This is a genomic window from Bizionia hallyeonensis (genome assembly GCF_042657385.1).
GTDB lineage: Bacteria > Bacteroidota > Bacteroidia > Flavobacteriales > Flavobacteriaceae > Algorimicrobium > Algorimicrobium hallyeonense.
Genome location: NZ_JBHSLA010000001.1, coordinates 885,298 through 907,241 on the forward strand (window position 1 = coordinate 885,298; position 21,944 = coordinate 907,241).

14 protein-coding genes are annotated in these 21,944 nt (G+C 33.8%); 6 read left to right on the forward strand and 8 right to left on the reverse strand.

Annotated features, from left to right (window positions below; genetic code table 11):
• Positions 1 to 3: 3 nt before the first annotated feature.
• From ACFPH8_RS04075 to ACFPH8_RS04085, 3 genes are all read right to left on the reverse strand, one after another.
• Positions 4 to 552, reverse strand: a complete 549-nt coding sequence (locus tag ACFPH8_RS04075) for a sigma-70 family RNA polymerase sigma factor (protein ID WP_376858677.1) — start codon at positions 550 to 552, stop codon at positions 4 to 6.
• A 477-nt stretch (positions 553 to 1,029) separates the two neighbouring features.
• Positions 1,030 to 2,982, reverse strand: a complete 1,953-nt coding sequence (locus ACFPH8_RS04080) for a tetratricopeptide repeat-containing sensor histidine kinase (protein WP_376858679.1) — start codon at positions 2,980 to 2,982, stop codon at positions 1,030 to 1,032.
• A 6-nt stretch (positions 2,983 to 2,988) separates the two neighbouring features.
• Positions 2,989 to 3,723: a LytR/AlgR family response regulator transcription factor gene (locus ACFPH8_RS04085; protein ID WP_248397456.1), complete on the reverse strand. Its 735-nt coding sequence runs from the start codon at positions 3,721 to 3,723 to the stop codon at positions 2,989 to 2,991.
• 633 nt (positions 3,724 to 4,356) lie between these two features.
• On the opposite strand from ACFPH8_RS04085, the gene ACFPH8_RS04090 reads away from it, so the two are divergent.
• Positions 4,357 to 5,337 (forward strand): ribonucleotide-diphosphate reductase subunit beta, encoded by a 981-nt coding sequence (locus ACFPH8_RS04090; RefSeq protein ID WP_248397458.1) that lies wholly within the window; start codon positions 4,357 to 4,359, stop codon positions 5,335 to 5,337.
• 178 nt (positions 5,338 to 5,515) lie between these two features.
• A complete protein-coding gene (locus tag ACFPH8_RS04095) occupies positions 5,516 to 8,002 on the forward strand; it encodes a ribonucleoside-diphosphate reductase subunit alpha (protein ID WP_376858682.1) in 2,487 nt (828 codons plus the stop codon).
• A gap of 268 nt (positions 8,003 to 8,270) precedes the next feature.
• On the opposite strand, the gene ACFPH8_RS04100 is transcribed toward ACFPH8_RS04095, so the two are convergent.
• The 3 genes from ACFPH8_RS04100 to ACFPH8_RS04110 form a co-directional block, all read right to left on the reverse strand.
• Complete coding sequence (locus ACFPH8_RS04100) at positions 8,271 to 10,571, reverse strand: inorganic phosphate transporter (RefSeq protein WP_376858684.1); 2,301 nt, start codon at positions 10,569 to 10,571, stop codon at positions 8,271 to 8,273.
• Between the two features lie 226 nt (positions 10,572 to 10,797).
• The gene (locus tag ACFPH8_RS04105; RefSeq protein WP_376858686.1) at positions 10,798 to 11,994 is read right to left on the reverse strand and encodes a multidrug transporter; all 1,197 of its coding nucleotides are present in this window, start codon (positions 11,992 to 11,994) and stop codon (positions 10,798 to 10,800) included.
• 40 nt (positions 11,995 to 12,034) lie between these two features.
• Entirely contained in the window at positions 12,035 to 14,848 is a 2,814-nt protein-coding gene (locus ACFPH8_RS04110; protein WP_376858688.1) for a TonB-dependent receptor, read from the reverse strand.
• A 185-nt stretch (positions 14,849 to 15,033) separates the two neighbouring features.
• On the opposite strand from ACFPH8_RS04110, the gene ACFPH8_RS04115 reads away from it, so the two are divergent.
• Together ACFPH8_RS04115 and ACFPH8_RS04120 are read left to right on the forward strand one after the other, a co-directional pair.
• Positions 15,034 to 16,377, forward strand: coding sequence for a deoxyguanosinetriphosphate triphosphohydrolase (locus tag ACFPH8_RS04115; protein ID WP_376858690.1), 1,344 nt, complete (start codon positions 15,034 to 15,036; stop codon positions 16,375 to 16,377).
• A 100-nt stretch (positions 16,378 to 16,477) separates the two neighbouring features.
• The gene (locus ACFPH8_RS04120; RefSeq protein WP_256476089.1) at positions 16,478 to 16,609 is read left to right on the forward strand and encodes a hypothetical protein; all 132 of its coding nucleotides are present in this window, start codon (positions 16,478 to 16,480) and stop codon (positions 16,607 to 16,609) included.
• Here the strand turns inward: ACFPH8_RS04120 and ACFPH8_RS04125 are convergent.
• Positions 16,606 to 18,378, reverse strand: a complete 1,773-nt coding sequence (locus ACFPH8_RS04125) for a 1-deoxy-D-xylulose-5-phosphate synthase (RefSeq protein WP_376858692.1) — start codon at positions 18,376 to 18,378, stop codon at positions 16,606 to 16,608. The genes ACFPH8_RS04120 and ACFPH8_RS04125 overlap by 4 nt on opposite strands.
• A 137-nt stretch (positions 18,379 to 18,515) precedes the next feature.
• On the opposite strand from ACFPH8_RS04125, the gene ACFPH8_RS04130 reads away from it, so the two are divergent.
• Positions 18,516 to 21,197, forward strand: coding sequence for a T9SS-dependent M36 family metallopeptidase (locus tag ACFPH8_RS04130; RefSeq protein ID WP_376858694.1), 2,682 nt, complete (start codon positions 18,516 to 18,518; stop codon positions 21,195 to 21,197).
• A 64-nt stretch (positions 21,198 to 21,261) separates the two neighbouring features.
• Positions 21,262 to 21,711: a nucleoside deaminase gene (locus tag ACFPH8_RS04135; RefSeq protein WP_376858696.1), complete on the forward strand. Its 450-nt coding sequence runs from the start codon at positions 21,262 to 21,264 to the stop codon at positions 21,709 to 21,711.
• Here the strand turns inward: ACFPH8_RS04135 and ACFPH8_RS04140 are convergent.
• Positions 21,708 to 21,944 (reverse strand): hypothetical protein, encoded by a 237-nt coding sequence (locus ACFPH8_RS04140; protein ID WP_376858698.1) that lies wholly within the window; start codon positions 21,942 to 21,944, stop codon positions 21,708 to 21,710. The genes ACFPH8_RS04135 and ACFPH8_RS04140 overlap by 4 nt on opposite strands.

A 21,944-nucleotide genomic window follows, 5' to 3' on the forward strand; every position in this document is an offset into this window, starting at 1 on the left:
CTATTAATTAAAGATCATTGCTTTTAAAGCTTTTAAACAACGTGATTTTTGACTTTTGGTAACATCTTTGTTGTTATAATTTAATTCGGCCGTAATATCGTCTATGGTAAAACCTCTGTAATAAAATAAAGTCAATATTTCTTTACACTTCCCTTCTAAATTAATAAAGGCTGCTTGTAACTGCTTTTGTTCGTCGGTTAGCTCGCCTATTAATTCTGTAGAGAGATCATATTCATTCTTTAAGCTATCAAATAATGCAGGCTCACTTACTAAATGTACTTTTTGTTGCTGTTTTAAGGCTTTAAAAATCTTATATTTTCCAATACTGAAAAGGTAGGTTTTAACTTCGCTTTTTAAATTATCCAACTTTCCATTAATAGCATTTTCCCGCAACGCTATAATGGCATCTTGATACATGTCGGTTATCAAGTCTTCGTCCGAGGTATATTTTTTAGCAAATCCAATAAAGGCAGATTTATGCTCCAAATAAACGGCTTCTAAAGTTTCTATATGGCCTTTTTTTAAAGCTTTGACAATGTCTTCATCTATCATATTAATGTCATTGGGATTTCAAAAGTAAACAAGATATTCTAATAAAAAATTAAAATGGTGTTTACCTTTTTAAAAATATAGCTTCAAAGCGTGTATAATCCGGTTTTAATATGCTACTAATTAATCCTATTTTGGGATAGCATTCAAAATTAGGTAATAAAAACCGTGTAACAAAAAATAGCCTTTAAACTATAATTATATGAAAAAATCAGTAGTGTTATTTTATTTGTGCTTGGAGCGTTTGCACTAAATGAAAATCAGAGTACGGCCATAGCAAAGGTTCTAAAATGTTTAGCCACATGGGAAGATATAGCAGAAAAGATTAAAAAAGAATAGAGGAAGTTTATCTTTTAAAAGTTGATCAGACTTCTATTACTTTTAAAGACTAAAAACTAATTAAAAGTTTTTTTAACAAGCCTAAATTATATAGTTAAGCTAAAATGGTATAATCAGATTATAAAAATAAAAAACTAAAACCTACTTTATAGGAATATTTAAAACCACTTGTGTACCACAGGCCTCATTATCATCATTATATAAATCTATTATATCAATACTGTAATCTTCTTTAAAAGTTTTTGAAAAATTTTCAAGACGCGCTTTTGTAATATTTAAACCAACAGAATGTCGTTTTATTTTCTTTTCATTTTTAATTTTCTCTGAAGCAACGCGTCCAATTCCATTATCTGTTATGGTAATTGATACATGGTTATCATGGGTTTTTTTAGCAACCAATTCTATCTTTTTATTTTGAGTTTTACTTGATAATCCATGCCAAATGGCGTTCTCCAAAAATGGCTGTAAAATAAGTGAAGGTACTTTTATAGAGGATGTATTTAGGCTTTCATCAATTTTTTCTTGGTAGTCAATTTCATTGGAAAACCGGATATTTTCTATATTCATGTAGAGTGACATGTTTTCAATTTCATCTTGAAGCGATATTTCCTTTTCGGTGGATGCAATGAGTATTTTTCGGATTAGTTTTGAAAATTTATTGAGGTAATAAACAGCATTTTCCTTTTCGTTATTTATAATGTAAAGTTTGATAGAGTTCAAGGAATTGAAAATAAAATGCGGATTCATTTGATTGCGCAACATATCTTGTTCCAACGTTAAAATTTTCTTCTCGTTTTTAAGTTGACGTTGACGGTATAAAACATATAAGGTAATAAAAACCAAACCGGCACCTAACAAACTTAACAATAAGGTTCGTTTGTTTTTTTCTAGTCGGAGTTTCACTATTTCATTCTCACTGGCTAATTCTTTAATCTGATTGGTTTTTTTCTCCGTATCATATTTTATAATTAAATCATTAACATACTGAATGTTGCGTTCGTTTGTTAGGCTTTCATCTAAAATTACGTGTTTCCTGAATGTATCTAAAGCGGCATCATGTTGCCCAGACAATTCATAAATTTCGGATAAATATTTATAAGCTTCAATTTCTGAAGATTTCAAATTAAATTCTTTGGCAATTTCTAGTCCTTTATTTAATTGGGTTTTGGCAAATTCTAAGTTGTTGAGTTTTAATTCCGATAAGCCATAATTAACATAAGAAATAGCAATGTAAAACTGATCGTTTTCTTTAATCGCTCGTTGTAAGGCGTCTTTAATTATGGTGTTCGCTTCTGTAAACTTATCTTGATAAATGTAAACTTTACCAATGCTATTAAAACAGATAACAATGCCTATTTCAGATTCAATTTGATAATTATAATCTAAAGATTTGTTGTAGTATTCCAACGCCTCTTCATAATGACCCGTTTTTTCTTTGGCATACCCTATATTATGATTGTTAATAGCTAGACCGAGCTTGTTGTCTAATGCTTCTTCAATTGCTAATGATTTATAGAATTGAATAAGTGCTAAATCATATTGTTTTAAAGCCAAATAAATATTTCCCATACTGTTTTGAGAAACGGCAATACTTCGTTTTAAACCTAAAGTAATTTCTGGTGCATTTTCGGCTAAATTGAGTGCTTGTTTATGGTAATCCAAAGCAGAACGAATAGCGTCCATACGTCTGTAAACAACACCAAGCATGTTCAGGCTAATTACCTCCATTTCCAAATTCCCACTTTGTCTGGCTGTGGCAAATGCTTTTTTATATAAACCAATAGATTGTTCGTAATCAGAAATGTTTCTAAAACAATTACCTAGTGAATTTAAGGCAAACCATTCGCCTTCCAAATAATCCTTCTGGTGACTTTTATGAACTAAATACGAAAGTTTAATGGTGTCAAATTTCACATTATGAAAAACAGAATCCAGAATAGCGGGTTTGTCTGGTCTTTCAATCAAAATGCTATCCACCTTTTTGTAAAAGGATTTTAAATCTAGTTCTTGCGCTACACTACTAATTGTAGTTGCAAAGCAAAGCATAATAAAAATGGTGTTTTTAAAAAGCCTATAGTGGTTTTTGGTGTTCATTGTAGCTTAAACTTTGTCTAAAAAATCGGATTTGCGCTGTCTGGCCACTGGAATTTTCTCGTTGGTTTGCATAACAACATAACCATCATTTTTAATAAATTCCTTAATTTTATTAAGGTTTATAATGTAAGAATTATGGATTCGGAAAAAATAATTTTCGGGTAAAAGTGCATTCACCTCTTTTAGTTTTTTGGTAACTAAAATCTTTTGGTTGTCTGCCATAACAAAGGTGCTGTAATTACCGTCTGATTCTATGAAAATAATGTTATCTGTATCTAAAAATATTAATTTCCCATCGGTATTTAAGGTTATTTTTTTCTGATTAAAATTCTTGTTGAAATTAATAAGGATTTCTTCAATTTTAGCCACTGGAAACGCTGTAGAATTATGCTTTTTTATACGCGCCAAGGTTTCTTTTAAATCATCAGAGTCAATAGGTTTTAAAAGATAATCTATGGCTTCGTGTTTTAATGCTTTTAAGGCATATTCATTATAAGCGGTAGTAATCACTACAGAAAAATCTCTTTCAGTTAATTTGTCTAAAAACTGAAATCCATCCATGGTTGGCATATTGATGTCTAAAAAAACGCAATCAGGCTTGTTGGTGGTTAAATAACTAATAGCTTCTTCAGGTTTGTTAAAAGTGGCTATTATTTCAACTTCATCACTAAAGTTTGTGAGTTCCCAAGACAAACTTTCTATTGCTTTTTGCTCATCATCTACAATTACTGCTCGTATCATGGTTTCAAATATAATAATATTCTAACATTTTGAACTTGAAATGGTTATAAATGATGAGTAAATTAATCTTAAAAAGTAGGAAATTCGTAAAATATAAGGGCGAAAATTGGTTTTTTGCCAATTACACATAATTCAATACCAACTATACAAAAGTGTTCTTGGTGTGGTGAGAAATTTCAGATATTAGCTTTGCTATTAAATTATTATACGATTAAGCATTTATTAAAGGGTATATGCTATTAATCAACAAAAGGCTAGATTTTTCTAGCTTTTTGACTTTAATCTCATTAGTTATTTAGTTAATTAGTTATTAAAAGAGCGAATTTCTCGCTCTTTTTTTATGGAAATTATTGAGCTGTTTTCTAGTGCTTATTACATAGGTTTCGCCTATTGTTAGAGTGATTTTAACAGGTTAAATCTTACATTTTTATCGCATATCTTGTTTATTTAAATTATTGAAAATCAGTAATTTAATGGATTTTTGGCAAAAAAGTATGTCATACTGCGTCAATGCTGGTTTGTTAAAAACTTGTTGACAATGTTTCTGAATTTACCTTTCAATTACAGATACTATTTTCAATATTTGTTAGTCACATTACCATTCAAATTATTAATTCTAAAAAAACACTAACAATGTCTCAACAAATTGAACCTATTCTACAAGAAAATAAAGATCGCTTTGTTATTTTTCCTATTCAACATAACGATATTTGGGAATGGTACAAAAAATCTGAAGCCAGTTTCTGGACGGCTGAAGAAATTGATTTACATCAAGATTTAACCGATTGGAAAGGTAAATTAAATGATGATGAGCGTTATTTTATTAAACACATTCTTGCTTTTTTTGCTGCTAGTGATGGCATTGTAAATGAAAATTTAGCTGAAAATTTCATTAACGAAGTGCAATATAGTGAAGCTAAGTTTTTTTATGGATTTCAAATAATGATGGAAAATATTCATAGCGAAACCTATTCACTATTAATAGATACCTATGTAAAAGATGAAGTTGAAAAGGATCAGCTTTTTAATGCTTTAGATAATTTTCCAGCTATTAAGAAAAAGGCAGATTGGGCTTTAAAATGGATAGAATCGCCTAGTTTTGGTGAACGTTTAATTGCTTTTGCGGCCGTTGAAGGTATTTTCTTTTCTGGTGCCTTTTGTTCTATATTCTGGTTAAAAAAACGTGGTTTAATGCCTGGCTTAACATTTTCTAACGAGCTAATTTCTCGCGATGAAGGTGTGCATTGTGATTTTGCTGTGCATTTACACAACCACCACTTAATAAATAAAGTACCAAAAGCACGTATTCGTGAAATCCTTATAGATGCTTTAGATATTGAACGTGAATTTATTACCGAGTCATTGCCAGCTAGTTTAATTGGTATGAATGCCAAATTAATGTCGCAGTATCTAGAATTTGTAACTGATAGACTTTTAAGTGAGTTGGATTGTGAAAAAGAATACAATACAGCCAACCCTTTTGATTTCATGGATATGATATCCTTACAAGGAAAAACCAATTTCTTTGAAAAGCGTGTGTCGGAATATCAAAAAGCAGGTGTTCTTAATAAAGAGGAAGATAAAGATAAGTTCAGTTTTGACGCTGATTTTTAAATAACAACCATTAATAATAGTTAATAGCAACAATGGTGTGGATGTTCATCTACCTGTGTTCTTGCTAGACTTTTATATAAATTCAAAGTTCTAATTTCTTATACAATTAGACTACCCTTTTAGCTAATTAATCCATTTTCCTGTAAGGTGTAACAGGAAACAAAAAACGTGTAAAATTATGTATGTATTAAAAAGAGATGGCCGGAAAGAACTCATGATGTTCGATAAAATTACAGCAAGAGTTAGAAAACTGTGTTACGGTTTAAACGAATTAGTAGATCCTGTAAAGGTAGCTATGCGAGTTATAGAAGGACTTTATGATGGTGTCACAACCAGCGAGCTAGATAATTTAGCCGCTGAAATTGCAGCAACCATGACAACGGCTCATCCTGATTATGCACGTTTGGCTGCACGAATTTCGGTGTCTAACCTACACAAAAACACTAAAAAAACGTTTAGTGAGGTGATGCATGATTTGTATAACTACGTAAATCCTAGAACAGGAAAAGATGCGCCACTATTATCAGATGAGGTCTACCAAGTAATTATGGATAATAAAGATAAATTAGACTCTACAATTATCTATAATCGCGATTTTGGTTATGATTATTTTGGGTTTAAAACACTTGAGCGTTCGTATTTATTAAAGCTAAATGGTAAAATTGCTGAAAGACCACAACACATGTTGATGCGTGTTTCTATAGGTATACATTTAAATGATTTAGATGCCGCTTTGGAAACCTATGAGCTGATGTCTAAAAAATATTTTACACACGCTACTCCAACACTTTTTAATTCCGGTACACCAAAACCACAAATGTCATCCTGTTTTTTATTAACCATGAAAGATGATAGTATTGATGGTATTTATGATACGTTAAAGCAAACGGCTAAAATATCGCAATCTGCTGGTGGAATTGGATTAGCTATTCATAATGTACGTGCTACAGGAAGTTATATTTCTGGAACCAATGGAACATCCAATGGTATTGTTCCTATGTTAAAAGTTTTTAACGATACAGCACGTTATGTAGATCAAGGTGGTGGAAAACGTAAAGGAAGTTTTGCCATGTATCTTGAAACTTGGCATGCTGATATTTTCGATTTTTTAGATTTGAAGAAAAATCACGGTAAAGAAGAAATGCGTGCACGCGATTTGTTTTATGCGATGTGGATTTCTGATTTGTTCATGGAGCGTGTTCAAGAAGATGGAAAATGGACTTTAATGTGCCCTAATGAATGTCCAGGAATGGATGAAGTGCACAGTGAAGAATTTGAAGCCTTATATTTAAAATACGAAGCGGAAGGCAAAGGTAGAAAAACCATTAAGGCTCGTGAGCTTTGGGAAAAAATCCTCGAATCGCAAATTGAAACGGGAACGCCGTATATGTTGTATAAAGATGCCGCTAACCGCAAGTCCAATCAGAAAAATTTAGGCACCATTCGGTCGTCTAATTTATGTACGGAAATTATGGAGTACACCTCCCCAGATGAGGTGGCTGTTTGTAATTTAGCATCTATTGCGTTGCCAATGTTTATTAAAAATGGCGAGTTTGATCATAAAGAACTTTATAAAATTACCAAACGCGTTACCAAAAACTTAAACCGTGTTATTGATAGAAATTACTACCCTGTAAAAGAGGCTGAAAATTCTAATTTCCGTCACAGACCCGTTGGTTTAGGTGTTCAAGGATTGGCTGATACGTTTATAAAATTACGCATGCCTTTTACAAGTGATGCTGCTAAAAAATTAAATCAAGAAATTTTTGAAACTCTATACTTTGCAGCAGTAACAGCTAGTATGGAAGAGGCAACAGCTGATGGTCCTTACCAAACATATGAAGGATCGCCAATAAGTCAAGGGGAATTTCAACACAACCTTTGGGGAATTAATGATAACGAATTAAGTGGTCGATGGGATTGGGCTAAACTGCGTGGAGAGGTTAAAAAACATGGTGTTAGAAACTCCTTGTTAGTTGCACCAATGCCAACAGCAAGTACCTCTCAAATTTTGGGTAATAATGAATGTTTCGAGCCTTATACGTCTAATATTTATACGCGTCGTGTGCTATCGGGTGAATTTATTATTGTCAACAAACACTTACTGGAAGATTTAGTAGAACTTGGTCTATGGAACGAAGGTTTAAAACAAGATATCATGCGTGCTAATGGATCAATTCAAGGTATTGAGTCTATTCCTCAAGATATTAAGGAGCTTTATAAAACGGTTTGGGAATTAAGTATGAAAGACATTATTGATATGTCACGCCATAGAGGTTATTTTATTGACCAATCTCAATCCTTAAACCTGTTTATGGAAGGTGCAACCATGGCAAAATTAACATCTATGCATTTCTATGCTTGGAAGAGTGGTTTAAAAACAGGTATGTACTACTTAAGAACGAAAAGTGCGGTAGATGCTATTAAGTTTACCTTGGATAATAAGAAAAAGGAACAACCAGTTGCTGAAGCCATTATAGAGTCCACACCAATGGTTGATACAGTTATGGCTCAACAAAAACAGCAGGCCGTAAAAACAGCTGCTAAATTTGCTGAAAAGCAAACACCGGAAGAGGTGGAGCCCATGTCTGCAGATGAAATGAAAGCGCTTATTGCCCAAGCAAAAGAAGCAGAAGGTGATGATTGCTTGATGTGTGGATCTTAATGATTTAAAAGATGTAATTACCATATTGAAAAGCACCTTGAAAGAGGTGCTTTTTTTATTTGAGGATTTATTGAAATTGCTTTTGCCAAACCGAAATTTTATCAGTTTCTCAATATCTAAATGTTACTGAAACGGTTTGTATATGAAAACTAATATGGTAAATTAAGTTGATTAAATAGTTGCCTGCATTTTTAATAACCAGAACTCATAAAAACTAAAAAGCATCTCCATTGGAGATGCTTTTTTATAAAATTACTATAGGTTTAAATTAACTTTCAGAATCCGGAACCGTTGCAGGTTCTACAGAGCTATCATGTGCATTATGATATTCTTCTAACAGATTCATAGTAGCATTTAGTAAATCTTTCGTTTCTAAAAGTACACTAAAATACAAAGTGGTATTTTTCGGGCTAGATTCTTCGGTTCTAGTACGCTCTACTTGTTTCTGGATTTTATGCGTTACCATATCCATAATCTCCTTTTTTCTACTTAATATAACGCCAATTTCTTCAAAAGAACGGGTGTCAAAGGCGGCTTTGGTATTAACGAATAGACGCTCAAAACGCTCATCAACTTCCTTCAGCTCTTTAATTTGGCTAAATTTCAGTTTCTTATGGTTGTTGTTAACGTGTTTGTGACTGATTTTAGAGATGTACTCTAAAGACTGCGTAATATCCTGTAAATAACCTAACACATTAATATAGAAGTTACTAGCGGCTACGCTGGATTCATCCAAATTCTTAATGAAATAGAAGATATTATCACGCAATTCATCAATTTCATTTCCAAGTTTAACAACTTGTTTTTTGTTCTTCTTTAGTAAGGATAAATCTTGTTTTGCTAAACCATTAATTGCATTGGTATAAATACGGTTACCACGTTTTATAACGTTGGCAATATTGTTGGTGCTTTCATGAATTACACCTTGAATAGAGCTACTCTCAGCACGCGTTAAACTATCTTCAGCTTTTATTTCTTTAGATTTCTTATTATGAGAAATATAGTTTCTTACTAATAAAACCGTAGCGAAAAGTAATAAAACAGGAACCATAACATTCACGTTCCAATTCAATAAGTAAGCAATTAAGGCTGCAGCAATAAATGCAATAAACGCCGTGAAGAACCAACCTCCAATAACATTTAAAACACCAGCTACTCGGTATACGGCACTTTCTGCTCCCCAAGCACGATCCGCTAATGATGTACCCATAGCAACCATAAACGTTACATAAGTGGTAGAAAGCGGTAATTTCATAGAGGTTGCAATAGAAATCAATACAGCAGCAACCATAAGGTTAACGGCAGCACGAACTAAATCGAAAGCTGGTAACTCATAGGTTTTATCCTTTTTTAAATTTAAAACAGGTATTTCAAATTGCTTATCAATTTTTTTTTGCCATGATTTTGGTAAAATATAAGATGACATTTGCGATGCTAAAACGGCAAAACGCACAAACCCTCGCGATAAAAAGTTAGGTTGAAAACGTTCTTTTGTTTCACCTTGACTTGATAAATCTAATGAGGTTTTTACAACACCTTTCGCCTTACTAGAAAACCATAATGTGGCAAGCATAATTAAACCTGCACCAACTAATAAATAAGTAGGTGTTGCTACCTTATCGGCTAGGAAGCCCATACTAAATGTTTCTGCAGGAAGACCTGAAGCGACCCAAGTACTGTAAGAAAGCCAGCCAGCAATTGGAACACCAATAAAGTTAACTAAATCGTTTCCAGCAAAAGCCAATGCTAAAGCAAAGGTTCCGACTAAAATAATGAGTTTATAAATATTTGCTTTGAAAACAGTGATAAATAGATATGATATTAATGACCAAAGTACTAAACTAGCAAGTAAAATATAGGTAAGTTGGTGTTCAATAAATTCGTTTATCGTATCGCCATTTAGAATTGCGAAAGCATCATCTGCAAATGAAGTACCTTTTAAACCTTTGATAAAAATAAAATAGGTAATAGATGATAAAGCTATACCTCCAAAAAAGGCACCTACCCAATTAGCTTTTTTCTCAAAGTTATAAGACAACAATAGCCTTGCAACCCACTGAACAGCTGCACCAATAGAAAATGCGACGACGACGGATAGGAGTATTCCAAAGATAATTTCTGCCGCCTTTGAGGTGTTGATGTAGTCTACTAAATCAGTGAAACTTCCTCCATCATGACCAATTTTAATTAAAGACATTGCAACGGAAGCTCCTAATAATTCAAATACTATGGATACCGTTGTAGATGTTGGCATCCCAACTGAATTAAAAAAGTCTAACAATAGGATGTCTGTAATCATGACAGCCATAAAGATGATCATGATTTCATCAAACATAAATTCGTGTGGGTTGAAAATACCCTTTCGGGCAACTTCCATCATACCACTAGAAAAAACGGCTCCAACGGCTACACCAACACTAGCAACAATCATGATTGTTTTAAATGAAATGGCTTTTGAGCCTATGGCTGAATTCAAGAAATTCACCGCATCATTACTCACACCTACCACCAAATCAGCAACTGCTAATACGGCCAAGGCAATAATCATTAATAAGTATATATTATCCATACGTTACTTTAAAATAGTTTGCAAATATCTATAGTGTTTGGAATTGTAATGTTACCTAAATGTTAACTTTTAGGCGTTTCATATTTTTTGATGTGAAATATTTTTGAAAACAGAAAACTGTAAAACAAGGTTAAAGCTTAATAAGTTAAGGTGCATAACCCGAAAAGACCGACCGAAACTAAAAGTTTCAGGCAGTCTTTCCATACTCTAAACTAATTCTGTTTTTTTATTCAGCAGTCCATAGTGCACCCCAAGCAGCATAATCTGTTCCTGTTCCGTTTGTGGCTCCTGATATAAAATCAGTTTCTTCAAATTGAACTTGTGTGTCGTTTTTCATGGTAAGGGTAACGTCAGTAAATGTGACACTTGTAACCTGTAAATTACCATTTATTACGCCATTTCCTGTTGGATTATCCCCTAAATCACCATCTAAATCAAAGCCCTCTCCATAACCTTGAATAAGTATATTGTTAAAAATCCCTTGTGTTCCAGCTCTTAAACGAATGGCTTCGCTATCTGGATCATTGGCAGTTCCTAAACCGATAATTGTTAAATTGGTAACCGTTGGTTTTGAGTAATAACCGCCTTCATTACTAAAGTCTGTGTTATACCCATCGGCTTCAATGCCTTTGTCATGTTCAGAACCATGTTTAATATAGGCATTTGTAATGGTTCCCGTATAACCTTCAGTCCAATCAATAGAATCGTCTTGGGCGTTAATCACGGATACATAGCTTACGTTAACCGTTCCGCCAAAAAACTCAACACCATCATCTTTTCCTTCATAGGCTTGAATGTACTCAACAACGGTTTCGTTTCCAACACCATAAAATGAAAACGCGTTATTTTCAGATTGACCGTCTGCCGCACCACCGGAATATTCTACACGCATATGACGTAACGTTCCAGAGGAATCATTACTCATATTTCCACCGTAAGGTAAACTAGCAATTTCAGATGTTGATGTTCCAGAACCTGTTACGGAGTTAATAGGCGCTTTACCTAAAATAATTAATCCACCCCAATCTCCAGCAGCTGGCGATGGCGCATTAGATGTCATGACAATTGGATTATTTGCCGTTCCAGTTGCAATAATTTTTGCGCCTTGGGAAATAGCAATATATACATCAGCACCTGTAGCTTCAGCATAAATTGTTGCACCTTCGTTAATGATGAGGTTCGTTCCCGAAGCCATGATTACAGGACCGCTAATACGGTAGCATTTGTTAGCTTCTAATTCTAAATCTGACGTGTACTCGGCAGCTGGAATAGTGGTACATAAATCGTTCGTATTGTCATTACCATTGCCATTGTTATTTACCACACTGCTACTGTCATTAATAACAATATCTGCGGTGTCATCTGATGAGCAAGAGAAAAGCATGGTTACAATTGCTAATCCTAAAATTACATTGTTTTTCATTGTGTTTTTGTTTAATTAATTTCTATTGTTAAAGTGATTGTTAAAATGTGTATTTAAGTTGTAAGCTTATATCCATGCCGCGTTTGTAATCTGATACGCCTTTGCCATTTGCTGAATTAACCACAACATCTCCTAAAGTGGTTTCTCTAATATATGTAACGGTTGGATTTAATAAATTCATGACACTTAAGTTGACTTCAAACGTGTTGCTAAATGTGTTTTTCCAAATAAAATCTAGCGTTGGAACACCCTGTTCAATTACATTTCCTAATTGTCCAGAACCTAAAGCATCAATTCTGTCCGAGAAGTATGAGAATACTAAATTGGCAACGGGTTTGTAGTTTTTAAATGTTGGAGAATAACTAATATCTGCATTCAGTAAGAAAGGTGAGGCACCTTGAAGTTGGTCTTTTGTTCTATTAAAACTCACATCGTAAAAATCGCCATCAATACGCTCATACAAATCTTGAGTGGTGTACATATACGTGGCATTTAGTCCAATAGATAAATCGGTGTCATCATTTTCATTGGTTATCAAATTTTTTCTGACTTCCAATTCAATGCCGTAAACATTAGCTTTATCACCAGTTCTAAAATAACGTTGTGTTCCTGTAGCATCCGCACCAACAACTAAATTAATAGGGTCTTTAATAATTTTTGTAAAAGCGCCAAGCGATAAAATTTCACTTTTGCTGAAAAACCATTCGTATTTTAAATCCAAATTATAAATTTTAGAATAGCCTGCTTCTAGCAAATCTGGATTTCCACCAACACGAACTGAAATATCTTCGTAAACAAATGGAGCTACTTCTTTAAACTCTGGCAGGGATGCTGTTTGGCTGGCCGAAAACCGTAAGTTTTGGTCTTCATTCAGGCTATGCTTAATATTTAAGCTTGGCAGGAATAAGTTGTTTTTGGAAGTAATTTCATCAGTGCCTCGTAATCCTAAATTTATCACATCAAAAGCAATAGTTTGTTCAATAGATTCTAAACGGACACCTGGAACAAACAACCAATTATCGCCTGCTTTAATTTCGGCATTTACATAACCTGCATAAATATCTAATCGGCCTTGGTAGGTGTTTTCTGGAAGTCCAGGTCTGTTGGTGTTGGTGTATCCAGGAATGGGTTTAATTACTTTTATTTCATAAAGTCCACCGCTGTTTTCATTAACTTGAAGATTATTTAATGAAAATATGCTGTTGAAATTATTGACATCCGTAACGGGATAATTACCTTGAACAATATCATAACCATAACGAATGTTATTAAAATTACGCGTTTTGCTTTTACCATTATAACCAATATTTAATGTGAGTTTTTCGGTAGCTTGATAAGCGAAATTTAAGTTTCCGTTATATTCATCATCGGTAATACTTTGAAAGTAACGTTGATTATCATAATCCACATTGCTATAAAAAATTGGGTTTGTATTGGGATTGTTATCAAAAGCTAAATGGTAGTTTTCTAAACTGATTCGTTTACGGTCTGGCTGATCGGCATTTACATAATTATAGCCAAACCCCCAATCCACTTCAATTTTTCCCGATTTATGATTACCTAATAATTGGTTAACAAACATTTTAGTTTGGTCAAACTGTACATTCATTTGGTAGAAACCTTCATCTGTATTTTGAATGGCATCTCTGTTTTTTCCATTTCCATTGGTGCCAAAATACCCAACGACATCGGATGCGTTATTAATAAAAACCGAGCTGTATTTAACGGAATTGGCATCGTCTATTTTGTAGTTTACGTTTGCCATAGCTGTTGTTGTTGTGCCATATTCATATTCTTCAGCACTATCCACAAAGGCTTTTTTCTCGGTAAGCGTAAAATCTCTTGTAGTTCCTTGGCGGTATTCAAAATTGTTTTCAAAAGAACCGGTAGCAAAAATGCTTAAGCGCGAACCATTTTTAAAATGAAACGATGTTCCAGTAGAAGCACCATAGCTTACGTTTATAGGTGTTCCAGCAGAAACAGGATCGATACCATGGGATAATACCACAGCAAACGGGTTGTGATCATAGCGACCATAATATCCGAAATATCCAGTTCCTTCGCTTTTCACAAAATCTTTATCAATAGCATTGGTATTAAAACCACTTCCCATATAAACATCTAAAAACCCATTTCCATTGTAGTCCTTAGAGTTGATGTTGACATTTCCCGCCGAAAAATCACCATAAAAACCAACCGCATAGGCTTTACTGATAGAAACGTTTTCAATAATATCGGAAGAGAACAAGTCTAAATCCATGTTTTTCTTATTCACATCATTGGATGGAAGCGATAAACCATTCATGGTGGTATTTAAGTAACGATCGCCCAATCCACGAACATATACGTTGCTGGAACCTTCCTGTTTAGAAACCCCTGATATTTTGGCAACAGCTCCTGCCGCATTGCTCACGCCTTTACGTGATAACTCCTCGGCGCCAATACTTTGTTTAATTTCAACGGCTTTTTTCTGTTCTAATAATAAAGCTACTTCACTTTCTCGTTTGGTTGTAGTTGTTATAACAACTTCATCTAATGATGCTGCGTTTGCAGCCATAGGTAAATTTATTTCAGTAACCTTTCCGGCAATTATAGTTGCTTCTACCTCTTGAGTTTTGTAACCAACAAAACTATAAACAATGGTGTATGTGCCAGCTTCTAAATTGTCTATTAGATATAAACCATCCATATCGGTTGTAGTACCTTTTGTAGTTCCTTTAATTAAAACATTGGCAAAAGGAAGCGGCTCATTGTTATATTCTTTGTCAGCAATTTTGCCAGCTAAAGAACCCGTATTTTGAGAATAGGTTATTAGCGTTGTAAATAATAGTAGATTAAGAAGTAAATATTTCATGTGGTTTTTTACAAAATTTCTTACGGCAAAGAAACTGTAGAGATGTAAAGTCACGGTTAACTAGGTATTAAACCTGTATCATAAAAACATTACCTAAAAGTTATGAGATTTTCTAAATAATCTGATTTCGAAACGGTTTCTTAACATTGAAAAAATACTATCTTGCAAGTCAATAGATTTGTACAATGAACTGGGAACAATTATTATCATTAAAGCGTTTTGGCGATACGAATAAACGCTTGCGAAAAGAGCAAGATGAAACACGTTTAGGTTTTGAAGTTGATTATGATCGTATCATATTTTCTTCAGAATTTAGAAGTTTACAAGATAAAACGCAGGTTATTCCCTTATCCCAAACAGATTTTGTTCACACACGATTAACCCATAGTTTGGAAGTCAGTGTGGTTGGAAGAACACTTGGACGACTAGCAGGCAAACAGTTAATTGAAAAATATCCACATTTACAAAATATTCATGGCTATCAACCAAACGATTTTGGTGCTATTGTAGCCGCTGCCGCTTTGGCTCATGATATTGGAAATCCACCTTTTGGACATTCAGGAGAGAAAGCCATAGGTGAATTTTTTAAAACAGGTGCAGGCAAAACATTCCAGTCGGAATTGACTGATAAAGAATATCAAGATTTATGTGATTTTGAGGGCAATGCCAATGGGTTTAAAATTCTAACGGAAAGCCGTATTGGTCGCGAAGGTGGTTTACGTTTAAGCTATTCTACGCTTGGTGCTTTTACAAAATACCCTAAAGAATCCTTGCCTAAAAAGCCAACTAAACATATTGCCGATAAGAAATATGGCTTTTTTCAAGCAGATAAAACCGCTTTTGAAGATGTGGCAAGTGAGTTGGGTTTAATTACGAGGAGAACGGATGATAATATAAGCTATGCTAGGCATCCATTAACCTTTTTGGTAGAAGCAGCTGATGATATTTGCTACACCATAATCGATTTTGAAGATGGTATTAATTTAGGTCTTATTCAAGAGGAGTTTGCTTTGGAATATTTAATTAAATTGGTTCGAGATAATATACAAACCAATAAATACTACCAATTATCAACCACCCAAGACCGCATTAGTTATTTACGAGCATTGGCAATAAATACATTGATAAATGAAGCCGTTTCTGTATTTATTGAAAATGAGGAAGCTATTTTAAATGATACCTTCCAAACTGCCTTATTGGATAAAAGTAAGTATGAAGCACAAATTACCGATATTATTAATATTAGTATTAAAAACGTCTATCAATCCAAGGAAGTTGTAGAAAAGGAAATAATGGGATACCGTGTTATAAATACGTTATTGGAAACTTATGTGTCTGCTGTTAACAATGCTCATAATGGCAAAGCTTCCAATTACGATACATTAATTATAAACACCTTATCCGAGAGTATCAATATTCAAGAAGATTTAATTTATAAACGACTTTTAAATGTTTGTAATTATGTAGCGTCTTTATCAGATAGTCGCGCAATTCTAATTTATAAGAAAATAAAGGGAATGGCTTTTTAGTAAGATAATACTCTCAAAATCAGCTATTAGTCGAAATTATTTGCATATTAACGATGTGTTTTTTATATTTAGCTTATAAAATTAATTGAACTTAACTAAAATGAGAAAAAATATATTAGGTGCTATCGTTATATTTTTTGTAACCTTTGCTAGTTTATTAGCCTTAAGTGAGTTATCAAATAACAATGATTCTGACATTGATTCAACCCAATTCTACGCAGAAGATTACTAGTTTACATCACCATAATTTTTTAATACAAAGGCTCTAATTTTTTTAGGGCTAATGCCTGCTATATCTTCTAGCTCTTCTACAGAACCTTGTTCAATAAACTGATCTGGAATACCCAATACTTTCAGCGTATTGTTATAATTAAATTGCGATTTAAATTCGGCAATCGCACTTCCAAATCCACCTATAATGGTTCCGTTTTCTACGGTAATAATAGTTTCGTATTTGTTGAAAATAGTATGTAATAAATCTATATCAAGTGGTTTAACAAACGCCATATCGTAATGGGAAATGGATATATCATAAATCGCTTCGCATACGTTGTTGGCGACGCTACCAATACTTAAAATCGCTATTTTTTCACCTTGTTTTAATTGTTCGCCTTTGCTCATTATTACGTTTTCAAAAGGTACTTGCCAATTTACATTGTTTCCTCGACCTCTTGGATATCTTATAGCTAAAGGATTTGAAAGTTTTCCGAGCTGTGCCGTAAAAAGTAAATTTCTTAAGGTAATTTCATTTCTTGGCGCTGCAATAATCATATTCGGAATACAACGTAAATAGGCTATATCAAAAACACCATGATGTGTGGCGCCATCTTCGCCAACCAAACCAGCACGATCTAGACAGAAAATAACTGGTAAATTCTGCAAGGCTACATCATGAATTATTTGGTCGTAAGCACGTTGTAAAAAAGTAGAGTAGATGTTGCAAAACGGAATCATACCTTGGGTGGCCATACCAGCTGCAAGTGTTACGGCGTGTTGTTCGGCAATACCAACATCAAATGCGCGATTGGGAAAAGCATCCATCATATATTTTAAGGAACTTCCAGTTGGCATAGCAGGTGTAATACCAACAACTTTATTGTTTATTTCTGCTAATTCTACCAGGGTTAAACCAAAAACATCTTGGTATTTTGGAGCTTGTAAGGTGTTCGTTTTAGCAGGAATATCTCCCGTAACAGCGTCAAATTTTCCAGGCGCATGATAAACCACTTGATTTTCTTCAGCCTGTTTTAAGCCTTTGCCTTTAGTTGTAATTATATGAAGGAATTTAGGGCCTTCAATGGTTTTTAAACGCTCTAATTCTATTATCACTTTAAAAATATCATGACCATCAATAGGTCCTGAATAATTAAAATTTAAGGCTTCAAAAATATTATCTTGTTTTTGAGTGCCCTTTTTTACGTTGGTTAAATATTGTTTTAATGCACCAACACTTGGGTCTATTCCTATGGCATTATCATTTAAAATAACGAGTAAGTTGGCATTGGTAACGCCTGCATGGTTTAAACCTTCAAAAGCCATTCCACTGGCAATGGAGGCATCACCAATAATGGCAATATGATGCTTTTTAAAATCACCTTGAATTTGTGTTGCAATAGCCATGCCTAATGCTGCCGAAATAGAGGTAGATGAATGTCCTGTGCCAAACATATCATAGATACTTTCAGAACGTTTGGGAAAGCCACTAATGCCATGTAGTTGGCGGTTGGTGTCAAAATTGGCTTTTCTTTCCGTTAGTATTTTATGAACATAAGCTTGGTGTCCAACATCCCAAATTAATACATCATCTGGTGTATTAAATACATAATGCAAGGCAATAGTTAATTCCACAACACCTAGACTAGCACCTAAATGGCCTTCTTTGGTAGCCACAATATCAATAATAAATTGACGTAATTCTTTAGCTAAAACAGGTAGTTTATTTTGATTTAATGCGCGTAAATCTGCTGGATTATTAATTGTATCAAGAATAATTGAATTCATTTATGAGGAATATGTTGTAAAATTATTAAAATAGCCCATATATTTTTATTTTTTCTGATTATTTAGAATAATTACTCATAGTAACTTCCTTATATTTGATGAATTAAATTAAAATCTCTAATTTTTAATTCTGAAAAATGAAAAATAACTACGCAAAAAAGTTGCTTTTTTTAGCCGTTTTGGTGTTCGCCAATGTGGTTTATGCGCAAAGTAACTTAATGGAATCGAATTACGCCTCTGTAATTCAAAATTATCTGAATCAAAATAAAGAAAAATACGGCTTAACAGTAAGTGATATTTCAGATTTATCAGTAGATAATGAATTCCTTTCAAAAAACAGCAAAATTACGCATGTTTATATTAATCAAAGGTACCAAGGTATTCCGATTTTAAATGCTCTGTCAAGTGTTGCTATTAAAGGGAATGCTGTCTTTTATTATGCTAATAGATTTACAGGTAATGTTAATCAAAGAGTTAATACAACATCTCCACAATTAACGGCAAAACAAGCAATTCATAATGTTGCGGCACAATTAAATTTGGGCGCTGTACAGGGTTTAGATTTAATTGAAAAGAATAATAATATCTACCTGTATTCAAATGGTTCTGTTTCTCAAACTACCATTCCAGTTAAATTAGTGTATTTTCAAAACGAAGCAGGAAACTTAACCCTTTCATGGGATTTAAGTATTCATACTTTGGATGGTGCTAATTGGTACAGTGTTCGTGTTGATGCAATTACAGGTGAAATTATTAATCAAAACGATTGGATTTTAGCTTGTGATTTTGGTGATTCCCAACATGAGAATCACGGTCATGCTTCAAACCCTGTAGTTCAAAAAGAATCTAAATTTACATTATTTAAGGACGCTTCTTTTATGGCTGATGGTTCTCAATATAATGTGTATGCACTTCCAGTAGAAAGTCCAAACCATGGTAATAGAACTTTGTTATCTGAACCAGCTAACCTTAATGCTTCTCCTTTTGGATGGCATGATACGGATGGCATTTCTGGTGCGGAGTTTACCAATGCACGTGGAAATAATGTTTGGGCCATGGAGGATAGAAATGGAAATGATGGTTTTGGATATTCTCCAAATGGAACAGCTACACTAAATTTTGACTTTCCGTTAGATTTTAATCAGGAGCCTGAAGGGTACCAAGATGCATCCATAACCAACTTATTTTATATAAATAATGTGATGCATGATATATGGTATCAGTATGGTTTTGATGAAGCAAGCGGAAACTTCCAAGCTAATAACTATGGAAATGGTGGTGCAGGTAATGATTATGTTCGTGCTGATGGGCAAGATGGTAATGGTGTTGGAAATTCTATTAACAATGCCTTTTTTGGAACACCACCAGATGGTTCTAATCCAAGTATGCGTATGTTTTTATGGTCACCTGTTGCAGGTTTACAAGATTTAGTTACTGTAAATAATAGTGCTGTAGCTGGAACATATACAGCCGTTAATCCAGCAACCGCAGCACCAAACAACATACCAGGAATTGGCGTGACACCTGTTACAGCTGATTTACAATTAGTTAATGATGGCTCTGCAAACCCAGCAGAAGGCTGTAATCCTATTGCAAGTGTAGCCGGCAAAATTGCCGTAATCAGAAGAGGTACATGTCCTTTTGTAGATAAAATTCAAAATGCTCAAGATGCAGGTGCTGTTGCGGTTATAGTTATTAATCATAACAACCCAACTAATGATCCAGCTTACGTTCCGTATGTAAACATGGCAGGAGAAGCAAATCCAGTATTCTCAATTCCATCTGTATTTATGAATTTTGATGATGGTGAAATTCTACTAGCAGCAATGCAAACAGAAACCGTTAATGTTACTTTGCAAGGACCAAGTCCTTTTATGCTTGATGGCAGCTTGGATAACATGATTGTAGCACATGAATATGGTCATGGTATTTCAAATCGTTTAACAGGTGGGCCTAGCCAAGCAGGTTGTTTAACAAACGAAACTCAGATGGGTGAAGGTTGGTCTGATTGGTTTGCTATGATGATTACCTTACAAGGAACTGAAGACTATGCTGCTGGACGTGGTATGGTAACTTATGCTTCTGGGCAAGGCGTAAATGGAATAGGTATTAGAAATGCTAAATATGCAACTGATTTTTCTGTAAATGGTTTCACGTATGGAGACACCAATAATACGGCTCAAGTGTCGCAACCACATGGTATTGGCTTTATTTGGGGTACGATGTTATATGATTTAACGGAGGCTTATGTTTCTAAATATGGTTTTGATGACGATATTTACAATGGAACAGGCGGAAATAATAAAGTAATGCAATTAGTAATAGATGCACTTAAATTACAACCTTGTAACCCTGATTTTATTGAAGGACGTGATGCGATTTTAGCTGCCGATATGGCAACTACAGGAGGTGAAGACCAATGTATGATTTGGGAAATATTCTCTAATAGAGGTCTAGGTGTTAATGCATCTGGTGGTAGTAAATTTAGTAGAACAGATCAAGTTGAGAATTTCGATATGCCTCTAGAAACAGATCCTACGTTACAAAACTGTACTAGCTTAAGTGTGGACGAATTTAAACAAAGCGATTACAAAGTGTATCCAAACCCAACAAATAATAACTTGTTTATTAAAACGAATAAGAGTTTTGGTCAAGTAACTATGACGATTACAGATATTAACGGAAGACAGGTTTACAGTCAGAAAGTTGATTTATTTGGAACAGTTGAAGTTAACATGAATACACTACAATCTGGTATTTATATATTAAACATGAAAGGCCAGAATATTGATGCTAACCATAAAATTATTAAAAACTAATAATTTTTAAATGATATTTTAAAAAGGCAACTAGTAATTTAGTTGCCTTTTTTATTTTTGTAAAATGGAGATACGTTTTGATGATGCTTATTTTATGAGGAAAGCCTTAATGGAAGCTGAAATAGCTTTTGATAAAGGCGAAATTCCAGTTGGTGCTGTTATTGTAATTGATAATAGAGTTATAGCTCGAGGTCATAATTTAACCGAAATGCTAAATGATGTTACTGCTCATGCCGAAATGCAAGCCATTACAGCCGCTGCAAATTTTTTAGGTGGTAAATATTTACACAACTGCACATTATATGTTACTTTAGAGCCTTGCCAAATGTGTGCTGGTGCATTGTATTGGAGTCAAATAAGTAATATTGTTTATGGCGCTCGTGATGAAGAACGTGGTTGCATAAACTTACAAACCAAACTACATCCTAAAACACTTATAAAAGGAGGTGTTTTGGCAGATGAAGCTGCTTTATTATTAAAGCGTTTTTTTATTGAAAGAAGAAATTTAAATTAAAACTTATTTCGCTTTTGGCTTTCGCGCATTTTATCTAGATTTTCTTGTGTAAGCATGTAGTCACTCATTTTCTTATCTTTCCATCGATACCAAGAAAAGAGCGGAAAAACGATAAAAAACAAGCCTAATACGCCGCCTCCAACTAATTTAGGAGCGTATTCTAAATCCAGTGTTAAACCACAAATAATAGCCGTTAATGTGGTGATTAGTAAAACTATAATAATGTATTTCAT

Bases quoted from the DNA above. Each gene is read 5' to 3' on its own strand.
- ACFPH8_RS04075 (WP_376858677.1), bottom strand. From the start codon at position 552: ATGATAGATGAAGACATTGTCAAAGCTTTAAAAAAAGGCCATATAGAA.
- ACFPH8_RS04080 (WP_376858679.1), bottom strand. From the start codon at position 2,982: ATGAACACCAAAAACCACTATAGGCTTTTTAAAAACACCATTTTTATT.
- ACFPH8_RS04085 (WP_248397456.1), bottom strand. From the start codon at position 3,723: ATGATACGAGCAGTAATTGTAGATGATGAGCAAAAAGCAATAGAAAGT.
- ACFPH8_RS04090 (WP_248397458.1), top strand. From the start codon at position 4,357: ATGTCTCAACAAATTGAACCTATTCTACAAGAAAATAAAGATCGCTTT.
- ACFPH8_RS04095 (WP_376858682.1), top strand. From the start codon at position 5,516: ATGTATGTATTAAAAAGAGATGGCCGGAAAGAACTCATGATGTTCGAT.
- ACFPH8_RS04100 (WP_376858684.1), bottom strand. From the start codon at position 10,571: ATGGATAATATATACTTATTAATGATTATTGCCTTGGCCGTATTAGCA.
- ACFPH8_RS04105 (WP_376858686.1), bottom strand. From the start codon at position 11,994: ATGAAAAACAATGTAATTTTAGGATTAGCAATTGTAACCATGCTTTTC.
- ACFPH8_RS04110 (WP_376858688.1), bottom strand. From the start codon at position 14,848: ATGAAATATTTACTTCTTAATCTACTATTATTTACAACGCTAATAACC.
- ACFPH8_RS04115 (WP_376858690.1), top strand. From the start codon at position 15,034: ATGAACTGGGAACAATTATTATCATTAAAGCGTTTTGGCGATACGAAT.
- ACFPH8_RS04120 (WP_256476089.1), top strand. From the start codon at position 16,478: ATGAGAAAAAATATATTAGGTGCTATCGTTATATTTTTTGTAACCTTT.
- ACFPH8_RS04125 (WP_376858692.1), bottom strand. From the start codon at position 18,378: ATGAATTCAATTATTCTTGATACAATTAATAATCCAGCAGATTTACGC.
- ACFPH8_RS04130 (WP_376858694.1), top strand. From the start codon at position 18,516: ATGAAAAATAACTACGCAAAAAAGTTGCTTTTTTTAGCCGTTTTGGTG.
- ACFPH8_RS04135 (WP_376858696.1), top strand. From the start codon at position 21,262: ATGGAGATACGTTTTGATGATGCTTATTTTATGAGGAAAGCCTTAATG.
- ACFPH8_RS04140 (WP_376858698.1), bottom strand. From the start codon at position 21,944: ATGAAATACATTATTATAGTTTTACTAATCACCACATTAACGGCTATT.